At 71.6% G+C, this 9,422-nt stretch carries 7 protein-coding genes and 1 pseudogene; 1 reads left to right on the forward strand and 7 read right to left on the reverse strand.

Going from position 1 to position 9,422, the window contains the following annotated elements:
* Positions 1–72 precede the first annotated feature (72 nt).
* The 3 genes from H5407_RS19095 to H5407_RS19105 form a co-directional block, all read right to left on the reverse strand.
* Positions 73–1,533 carry a DUF3999 family protein gene (locus H5407_RS19095; RefSeq protein ID WP_183106086.1) on the reverse strand — a complete coding sequence of 487 codons (1,461 nt, stop codon included), beginning with the start codon at positions 1,531–1,533 and terminating at the stop codon, positions 73–75.
* Positions 1,530–4,451 carry a DUF2339 domain-containing protein gene (locus tag H5407_RS19100; protein WP_183106087.1) on the reverse strand — a complete coding sequence of 974 codons (2,922 nt, stop codon included), beginning with the start codon at positions 4,449–4,451 and terminating at the stop codon, positions 1,530–1,532. The genes H5407_RS19095 and H5407_RS19100 overlap by 4 nt, the downstream gene beginning before the upstream one ends.
* A gap of 84 nt (positions 4,452–4,535) precedes the next feature.
* A complete protein-coding gene (locus tag H5407_RS19105; protein WP_183106088.1) occupies positions 4,536–4,877 on the reverse strand; it encodes an antibiotic biosynthesis monooxygenase in 342 nt (113 codons plus the stop codon).
* Between the two features lie 123 nt (positions 4,878–5,000).
* On the opposite strand from H5407_RS19105, the gene H5407_RS19110 reads away from it, so the two are divergent.
* Positions 5,001–5,267 carry a hypothetical protein gene (locus H5407_RS19110; protein ID WP_183106089.1) on the forward strand — a complete coding sequence of 89 codons (267 nt, stop codon included), beginning with the start codon at positions 5,001–5,003 and terminating at the stop codon, positions 5,265–5,267.
* 2 nt (positions 5,268–5,269) lie between these two features.
* Here the strand turns inward: H5407_RS19110 and H5407_RS19115 are convergent, their stop codons facing one another.
* The 4 genes and pseudogenes from H5407_RS19115 to H5407_RS19130 all read right to left on the reverse strand — a co-directional run.
* The gene (locus tag H5407_RS19115) at positions 5,270–5,641 is read right to left on the reverse strand and encodes a hypothetical protein (RefSeq protein WP_183106090.1); all 372 of its coding nucleotides are present in this window, start codon (positions 5,639–5,641) and stop codon (positions 5,270–5,272) included.
* 78 nt (positions 5,642–5,719) lie between these two features.
* Complete coding sequence (locus tag H5407_RS19120) at positions 5,720–8,017, reverse strand: ATP-binding protein (protein WP_183106091.1); 2,298 nt, start codon at positions 8,015–8,017, stop codon at positions 5,720–5,722.
* A gap of 177 nt (positions 8,018–8,194) precedes the next feature.
* Complete coding sequence (locus H5407_RS19125) at positions 8,195–8,476, reverse strand: DUF3567 domain-containing protein (protein ID WP_183106092.1); 282 nt, start codon at positions 8,474–8,476, stop codon at positions 8,195–8,197.
* Between the two features lie 151 nt (positions 8,477–8,627).
* Positions 8,628–9,422, reverse strand: a pseudogene (locus tag H5407_RS19130) (DUF3108 domain-containing protein); the annotation flags it as partial.

A 9,422-nucleotide genomic window follows, 5' to 3' on the forward strand; every position in this document is an offset into this window, starting at 1 on the left:
GCTGTGGCGCTGATCCTGGATGCTAGCACTCGCGCCGCTTGGGCGGCCGGCCATGGCAGGATGGCCGACTGCTCAGGCCTGCGGCGGCTCGCCGTCGCCCAGCTCGCCCTTGAGCCGCCAGGCCAGGCCCGCAAGTCCCAGCACGCTGAGACCCAGCACGGCCCACAGGCCCCAGCGCTTGCGGGTGGCAGGGTCCTCCCAGGCGGGGGGGGCTGCCGGCGCGGGCTGGACCTGGGCCGCACCGGGCCGGGCCTCTGGCAGCTGGTACTCGCTGCCCGGCTGGTAGCCTGGCATCAGGGTCTGCAGGGCCAGGTGACCGGGCCCCGGCGCTGGGGATCCCAGCTTCAGGCGCAGTCCCGCCAGCAGGACCGGGTCCGCCGGCAGCAGGCTGACCAGCTGCGGCGGGCGCCACAGCCATTGAAGGCTCAGCGCCCCCTGGGCCAGCGCGGCCGGCACCGGTCCTTCCGCCACCAGGCGCCACTGCCGGGCCGCGGAGGCCTGGACGGGCTCGGCGGGCGACTGCCCCTCCACGCCTCCTCGCTGCATGCGCCAGGCGACGAAGCGCTGCACCGGCAGCCAGGCCTGACCTTCCTGCTGGCGCTGCTCCAGGCGCAGGCTCAGCAGCTGGTTGAGGGCCGGCAGCTGCACCCGCAGGGCCTCCGGGCGCAGCGCAAGGGGCAGGTCCAGTCGCCATCGCGGCGGCTCGCTGGTCTGCCTCGCCTCGGGCTGCCAAGACAGGCTCTCGATGGCCAGGCCCGGGCGCTGCCGGCTTTCGATGCCCAGGGTGACCGCGCGCAGCGCGACCTGCGTGTCGAATTGCAGGCGCAGATAGGGCGGCAGGGCCTGGTCCAGGGGCCAGTCGATGCGCCGGAGCTTCAGGGCAGGCGCCGGGGCCGCAGCGGGCAGGTCCAGCAGCTGGGCGCTGCGCAGGGGCCGCCAATGCTGGGCGTCGTCGCTGGCTTGCAGCTGCACGGTCAAGGCCTGACCCCCGGATGGGGTCGGCCAGTCCAGCTGCAGGTCCAGCGGGCGCTCGGCGGGATCGCGCAGGGCGGACAGGTCCAGCAGCCAGCGCACGCTGCCCGCGGCGTGCGCACGTGGCTGGGCCTGGGCAGGGACCTGCACGCGGCGGATGCGGCCCTGCGGGTCCAACTCGATGTCCAGGGAGCGGCTGGCGTCCGGGGCCTGAGTCTCGTCCGGCCAGGCCCACAGCGGCACGTTCAGCTCGCGCCGGGACTGTGCATCGGGGGGCTGCCCGGCCCAGGCGCTGGGCAAGACCTGACCCTGTGCGTCCAGCACCTGCACGGATTCCAGCCGGGCGTCTCGGGCGGCGCTCAGCAGCGTCCACGGTAGTGCCAGGCGCTGCAGGCCGCCGCCGGCCTGGGCTTGCAGCGGCGCCCAGACGGTGGCCGGCGCCGGGGCGGCCTGGCTGGCGGCGGGCGGCGCGGCACCGGCCGCATTGACGCGAAAGCCGAAAACCAGGCAGGCGGCAAGGGCCAGGCCGCTCAGGCCGGGCAGACGGCGCAAGGGCTTCATGCGCCGGCCTTTGCATCGACGCCGCCGGCGGCCGGCGGCAGAGGGGCGACGTAGCCGATCACCAGCATCAGCAGGCCCACCACCAGGAAGCTGGCGATGCGCATGAGGCTGTTGAGCATGGCGAGGTCCAGCAGGAAGAGCTTGAGCACCACCACACCCAGCAGGCCGGCGCCCACCATCCAGGCGCCGCGGGCCAGGCGCGCAGGCGCCCGGCGGGTGGCCCAGCCCATGGTGGCCAGCGCGCTGAGCGTCCATAGCAGGCTCAGTCCGGTCTGCACCAGGCTGCTGCCCAAGGCGCCGTCCAGCCAGAGGGGCGTGCCGGCCCACTGGTGCAGGGTGCGCACCAGCAGGCTGTTGAGCCAGAAGAAGGCCAGGGCTACACCCCCGCGAAGCCAGGCGCTGCCCAGGCGGCCCTCGGGCTCGCCCCGGCCAAGGCGCAGGGCATACAGAAGGGCCAGGCCGTGAGCGAGGTCCAGCGGGTTGAGCAGGGGCAGCGAAGGCAGGGGATCCATGCGACCGTTGCCCACGCCATTGGCCAGCAGGCTCCAGCCCGCCAGCACGGCCAGCCAGGGTCGCAGCACCGTCTGTCGCAGCCAGTCCCGATGGTGTCGCACCGGCCAGCGTGGCGCCAGGCGCGGGCTCATCAGGGCCAGGGCGATCAGGGTGGGCAGCAGCATCAGGGCCGCGGGCGTCCAGGCTTCATGGCGGCCGATGTAGGCCACGGCCAGGGCATACGGCAGGGCGCCGGCGTGCAGCAGCAGGTGCCAGCTGCCCAGGGTCAGCAGGAGCTGGCGGCTGGCGGGCGGCGGAGCCTGGGCGTCGAGGTCCTGGCGCCGCAGCAGCCACCCCGTGGCGAGGAGGCCCAGCAGGGCAATGTCCAGCCCGCCCTGGCGCAGCAGCAGGGTCTCGGCGCTGCCGACGATACGGGTCAGCGCCAGCAGCAGCGCGCCGATGCCCAGGAGCAGGCCCAGTCCCGCCAGCCCCTGTGCCGCCAGGCCCAGGGCCGGCCAACGCAAGCGCCGGCGCAGGCCCTCCCCTGCCACGGCCAGCAGGGCGCTCCAGCCGGCGGCCAGCAGCGCTTCTCGATAGCGGGCCTGGTCCCACTGGCCCAGCTCGGCCATGCCGCCGGCCCACAGCTGAAGCAGGGCGCCGGCCAGCAGCATCCAGGACATCACCGGCTCGGCGAAGGCCTGGGCCATGGCGCTGTCGCGCGGCTGGCGCTGCAGCGTGTGGCTGCTGAACATCAGGGCCAGCACCAGGAGGCCGAGACCCAGCCAGGCGCTGTTCAGGAAGAGCCACCCGCCTGGCGCGCCAGGCAGGCCGGCCTGATGGCTCCAGTAGGCCAGGCAGGCCAGGGCCTGCAGCAGCAGGCCCATCGCAGCGGCCCAGCGGCGCTGCTGGCGCAAGGCGATCCACAGCACGCCGGCCCCCTGCAGCGCCCAGGCAGCGCTGGTCCAACGCGCATCCAGCGCCAGGGGCGTGACCAGGGCCAGGAAGGCCAGGCCCAATGCCAGCGTGCTTTCCACCAGCAGCAGCACGCGGCTGCCGGCGCGGCGCAGCAGGGCGCGGCCCAGCACCAGGTAGAGGCCGGACAGCACGGCCGCGCTGAAGGCCAGGGCCAGGGGCTGCTGGCGCAGCAGCGCCGCCTGCAGGCCGAAGGCGGCGATGGGCGTGCCGAAGACCAGGCTGCCATCGACTAGGGCCAGGTCTTGCCTTGGCGGGCTGCGCTCGATCATGTGCAGGGTGTACTGCACGCCGATGTAGAGGTACAGCAGGAAGTGGGCGATCAGGAAGGGCTCGGTGCTCGCGAAGAGCTCGGGCCGGTAGGCGCTGAAGCCCCAGGCCGAGGCGATGCCCAGGGTGAAGGCGAAGCCCTCCAGGTGCAGCAGCGTCCAGGGCTTGCGCCGCGCGATGACCGCGATGGAGACGTTCAGCAGCAGGTAGTAGCTCAGCAGCGCCACATGGCTACCTTGGCCGGTGGACACCAGCACCGGGGCCAGGAAGGCGCCGCCGAAGCCCAGGGCTGCCAGGGGCAGGGCGTCCTGCTTCAAGGCCAGGGCGGTGATGGCGGCGCAGAGCAGGGCCATCAGGCCAAAGCTCAGGCCGGCGGGCATCAGGCCGTAGAGCCGGAAGGCCGCGAACAGGCTCATGTAGGCGATACCCACGCCCGCCCCCTGCAGGCTGAGGCCGTAGCCGCGGCGCTGGGGCGTGAGGCGCAGACCCAGCGCCGTCAGGCCCAGGCCGCCCAGGGCGCTGCCGGCCAGGCGCCAGGGCAGCGGGATGACTGCATGCTCGGCGGCATAGCGCAGCAGCAGGCCTACGCCCACAAGCAGCACCAGCACACCCACGCGCACGATGGTGTTGCCGCCGCGGAACCAGGCCAGCACGCTGGCGCCCAGGCTGCTGGTGACGGCCAGGCTGCGTTCGTCAGGCTCCAGGTCGGCAGGCCGGGCGGACGCGGGGGGCGGGGTGTGCGCTGTCGTCTTGAGCGGCGCTGCTGCCGGCGGGGTCTCGGGGAGCTCGGACAGGGGCGCTGCGCGGTCCTCGTCGTTCAGGGAGACGACGGGCGTGGGCTGCGCGTCTGGCGGGGCGAGCACTGCGGCGAACTGCCGCACCGTGGCCTCGGCCAGGGCGGCCGGGGGTGCAGCCCTGGCGGCGGGGGACATGCCGGCGGCTGAGGGACTGGTGGCTGGCCTGGCGGCGGCCGTTGCCGCCGGCGCCGTGCCGCCGACCAGGGTGACGAGCTGCTGCTGCACCTGCGCCAACTGCCCCTGCAGCTGGCTCACACGGCGATGCAGATGGGCCGCCACGCCGCCCATCACGGCGCCCAGGGCCAGGAAGCCGCCCTCGCGCCAGCCGAACCAGTCGCCCAGGATCCAGGCCATGAACAGGCCCAGCACCGGTCCCAGCACACGCATGCCACCCTCCTTGCTCCGCGGAGCTCTTGTCCTGCCGCTGCGGCGCGGCGTCTGCGGCGGATTGTGGCAGGGCGCAGGAGGGCCTCAGCCCCCCCGCTGGGGGTGGGGCGCTGTGCCGCTCGGCAGGGCCAGGCGGCCGTCGCCATAGGACCTGAGCACCTGCGCCACATGAACCTGGTAGCCCTGCAGCCAGCGGGCCTGCAGCCGCTTGGCCTCCAGGTGGGCCGGGTGATGCATCAGGGCCTGCAGCGCCTCCAGGGACTCCCAGTAGTAAACATTGCAGACCAGGCCCCGTTCGGCGTTGTCCCAGCTGTCCTCGCCCAGATAGCCGGGGAGGGCGCGTGCGGCGTCGGCGATCGTGGCATCAAGGGCATGGAACTCGGCATCCCAGTCGCCCTTGGCGAAGATGAAGGTGGCGGTGTACATGAGGGGATTGGGGGCGAAAGGATGAACGACCAGGAGCGCGCTGTGGCAGGCATGACCGGCAGGACAGGCCGCCGCGGCGGGTTCGTGAGTATGCGGGCCCTGCCCACTGACAAGGCCCTGGCCATGACCGGAATGAAGCTGCAGCATGCGACTCGTGCGACTTGCGCACGGGCTGCACTCCTGCTCGGCGCCTGCGCCAGCCCGCCCGAGCCTCTCGTCGAGCCGCAGCAGGACCTCAAGGCGCTGGCCCGCGCCTATGTGGAGGCCCTGGAGATGGACGACAGCCCCCGCCTCGTACGTATGACGCCGGCCCTGTCGGCCAACTGGGCGAAGGGGCACTGGCTGCTGACCTCCTCGCAGATCACGCCGGTGCCGCCCAGGAAGCCCTGAGCTCAGCGCCCGTTGGCCTCCAGCCACAGCAGCAGCGCGATGGCCGAGAAGACCAGCCAGGACAGATGCCTGCCTCTTGTGAAGTACAAGGGAAAGAGGGCCGAGAGCGCGGCGATGCCACTGAAGATCTGCAGCATCAGGCGAGTCTCCAGCGGCCCACGCGCGGCCAGGATCAGCAGCACGGCCAGGCCCCACCACACCAGGGTCAGCAGGTGCCAGACGAAGCGCAGCGTGCCGGTCGTGAAGGCCGTGCTGCCCAGCAGCGCGGGCAGGTTCTCGCGCTTGAAGAGCCGGCGCAGCAGATAGCGTTCGCCCAGCCAGGAATGGGCCAGGCCGGTGAGGAAGACCAGCAGGGCGGCGAGTGTCAGCAGCATGGGCAGCAAGCCTAAGGCCAAAGCGGGCCCCGGCCACCGGGCCGCACGCCCGGGCGTGCGCTGGGCGCGCAGCGGCCTTCAGTGCCTGAAGCCTATGCTCCGCTGCTGCCTCACCTCGGGCTTGACTCGGTGCTCGGCCTCCAGCTGTTCGAGGAATTCCTCGGCGCCGGGCGTCTCGCCCAGGATCTCGCCCTGCTGGCGCACCGCCGCGAAGTCGCCGGGAGTGAGGCTGTCCAGGCGCTGCAGGCGTTCGCGCTGGGCCGCCGTGGGGGCGGTGCCGGCCTCGCGTTCGAACATGGTCCAACGCTGCTCGGCGCGCAGGGGCTTGAAGCGGATCTTGAAGGCGAAGCGGCGCAGGGCGGCCTCGTCCAGGTCCTCGAAGAGATTGGTGGTGCAGATGAAGATGCCTGGGAAGCGCTCCATGCCGGCCAGCATTTCGTTGACCTCGCTGACCTCGTAGTGGCGCTCGGCCATGCGGCGGCTGCGCAGGAAGCTGTCGGCTTCATCCAGCAGCAGCACGGCGCCTTCCTGACCGGCGGACTCGAACATGCGGGCCATGTTCTGCTCGGTCTCGCCGACGAACTTGCTGGAGAGGTCGCTGGCCTGGCGCACCATCAGCGGCCGGCCCAGCTGTTCGGCGATGTGCTCGGCCAGGGCGGTCTTGCCGGTGCCCGGCGGGCCGTAGAAGCAGAGGTTGCCGTGCCCGCGCTTGCGCAGGGCCTGCACGATGCGGGCGACCTCGTAGCGGGATTCGCAGTTCAGCAGGTCCAACTCATACTGCGTGACGCGGCGGCGCTCGTCGCGCTCCTGTGACTGGTGGCCCAGGGCACGGTCGGCGTTGAGCAGCTGGCGATCGATCAGGCGCTCGTAGCTTGCCGGGGCTTCCTCCTCGCAGGTCAGCTGCGCAAAGCGCACGGCGGTGCGGATCTGGGCCGGCGTGAGGCCGCGCCGCGCCGCCAGGCGCTCGCGGAACTCGGCCGTCACCGGCACCTCGGCCAGGGCGCGCTGCACCAGGCTCAGGCGCGCGCCGGGCGGCGGGGATTTGAGCTCCAGGTGGTACTGGAAGCGGCGGCGAAAGGCAGGGTCTATCTGCTCGATGCGGTTGGTGACCCAGATCACCGGCACGGGGTTGCTCTCAAGGATCTGGTTGACCCAGGCCTTGCCGCTGACCGAGTTGCCGCTGGGCATGTCCAGCGCGGAGTCAAGCCGGGCCATCAGCTGCACGGTGTCGCCGGACAGCGGCGGGAAGACGTCTTCCACCTCGTCGAAGAGCAGGGCGACGTTGCTGCTGGCCTTGAGGAAGACCTGGCTGATCTGGAGGGAGCGGTAGCGGTCGCGGCCGGAGAGGGAGTTGCCGTCGCGGTCCGCGTACTCGACTTCATAGAGGTCCAGACCGGCCGCCTGCGCGGCCACCTTGGCCAGCTCGGTCTTGCCGGTGCCGGGAGGGCCGTAGAGCAGCACATTGACGCCCGCCTGGTGGCGGGCCACCGCATGGCGCAGCAGCTGGCCCAGCAGGGCGAGGTCCTCGGCGACGAACTGAAAGTCCTGGGGGCCAAGCTCGCTGCGCGTGGCGGGCCGCGTGAAGACGGCCATCAGGTCGTTGGGGTCGCGGTACTCGCGCATCAGCACCGGGGGCAACTGGTCGCTGACCTTCATCAGGTCGGCCAGGTCGGTGATGTTGTGCTCGGAGATGAGGTTCTCCACCATGCCGATGCGCTCCAGGCGCGAGCCCGCGCGCAGGGCCTCGGCCACCTCGCGCTCGTCCACGCCGGCCACGGCCGCGATGGCGGCAAAAGCCTCCTGGGCGTTGTTGACCTTGAACTCGACCAAGGCGCCGCGCAGCTCTCGCTGGTAGCGGGCCAGGGTGCCGTAGAGCAGGATGGCGCGCTCGGCCGGGTTCAGCTGCAGCAGATGGCCCAGGGAGGCGATGTTCTTCTCGACCAGGGTGGACTCGCGCTTGAGCTGGCGGTCCAAGTGCTCGCAGGTGCTGGCCAGCAGGGCCATCATGTCCTTGGGCGAATCCTTGATGTATTCGTCCAGATAGAAGAAGAGCGTGGCCTCGGCGAAGGGGCCGCTCCAGACGCCATGGCGCTCCAGGAAGCGGGTGTCGTCGAGCTCGGTGTGGCCGGCCCAGAGCTCGTTGTGGGCGCAGCGCTGAGCGAGGTAGGCGCGCAGCCGGGTCAGCACGCGCTGGGGCCAGACGAGGTGGCGGCCAGTGAAGGAGAGCAGGCCGTTGAAGTCGCGGCGGAGATTGAAGCGGCTGGCGTGCTTGACCGTCAGCGTGAGCACGAAGTGCGAGCACATGCGGTCCATCACGGGGGCGTCCCGGAGGCCTGGCGATGCCAGGACGCGCAGCTCTGCCAAACGCTTCACCATGGGCCTCTCCTCAGCGAGGATGAATGGAACGCCGGGCTGTCAGGCCCGGCGTCCGACCCATCTTGGCGCAGGGAAGGCGGAAGGACAAGTCCCGTTCGGGGGCAGCTTTCGTGAACTCTCTCGCAAAAGACACGGGGGAAGAGGGGCTCGGCGCGATGAGCGGGCCCCCGGCAGCACTCAGTGCATCACCACGGGCTGCTGGCCCATGTTGGCGTAGCGCTCGATGAAGTCGTCCAGCTCTTCCTCGCTGGGCTCCTGCTCGATCAGGGCTTCCACACCCTCCTGGAACTGCTGGGCCAGGGCGCCCTCGATGAAGATCTCCTTGCGGGAGAACTTGTCGACGATCTCGAAGCCGCCGCGCTGCAGAGCGGGCAGATCACGGCCGTCATGGCGCAGCTGTTCGACAGGGACGTCAAACTGGACCACGATGAAACTGGGGGAGTTGTAGAGCATGTGCATGATGGACTCCTGTGACCAGCAACTGCGGTCGGCAGGACCGGTTTCAAGGGGAACCGGCCTGCTAACGGCCTCGACCGCGATCAAATAGTGGCAGAAAGCCTGGCTGATCGGCGCTTGGCGGGTTTTTTATTTGTGGCAGTAGCGTCACAAATCACACGGCCGGGCGGGGCTCGGGGATCGCGAGCTCGTCCTGCAGCTCCATTTCCCAGCCTTCCTCCTCGCCGATCTGCTGGTGCAGGCGCACGGGCAGGTACTGGCGCGAAGGGTCCAGCCACACATCGAGACGGGTGTCGTGCGGGCCCAGGCCGCCGCGCCGCAGATGCCACAGGCCGCCCTCCTGGCCCAGCACGCTGAACTGCCAGCGGTGCAGGCCGCCGCGGATCAGGGCCACCGGGATCTCGAAGCGCTGGCCCGGCAGCGGCGCGCCGTGCCGGGCCTGCCAGGCCTGCAGCAGGGCGGGCAGCTGCAACCACCACGACAGGCGGTCCTGCGTGGCCGGCGCCAAGGGCTGCAGCTCGGTGCTGGCGGAATAGCTGATCACGCCCTGCTCGCGACGGAAGTTGAGCGCCTGCATCTCGCGCGGCCCGCGCAGCACGGCGAAGCGCAGCGGCGCCAGGCCCAGGGCATCGCGTCGGCCCTCGCTGCGCCAGCCGGGCAAGGGATGGCCGGGCAGCTGGCGGCGCAGCTGCAGGGCGTAATCCTCGCCCTGGGACTGCCAGTGCAGCCAGGCCTGCCCTTCGGCGCCGGCCTGGCGCAGGCGGTAGCGCCAGAGGCCCTCGCCCTGTGGGGGCAGGGCGGCCAGGTCCTGGGCCGTCATCGCAGCGTCGGCGGCGTCCTCGGGGGCCGACGCGGGCAGGGATTGCGCCGCGAGGGCTTCCGCTGCCGCGGGCGCCGGCTCCGCCGCGGGACGCTCCGGGGTTCTGGGCTTCGGAGCTTCGGCCGGGGC

It is taken from the genome of Mitsuaria sp. WAJ17 (genome assembly GCF_014174515.1).
Lineage (GTDB): Bacteria > Pseudomonadota > Gammaproteobacteria > Burkholderiales > Burkholderiaceae_C > Roseateles_B.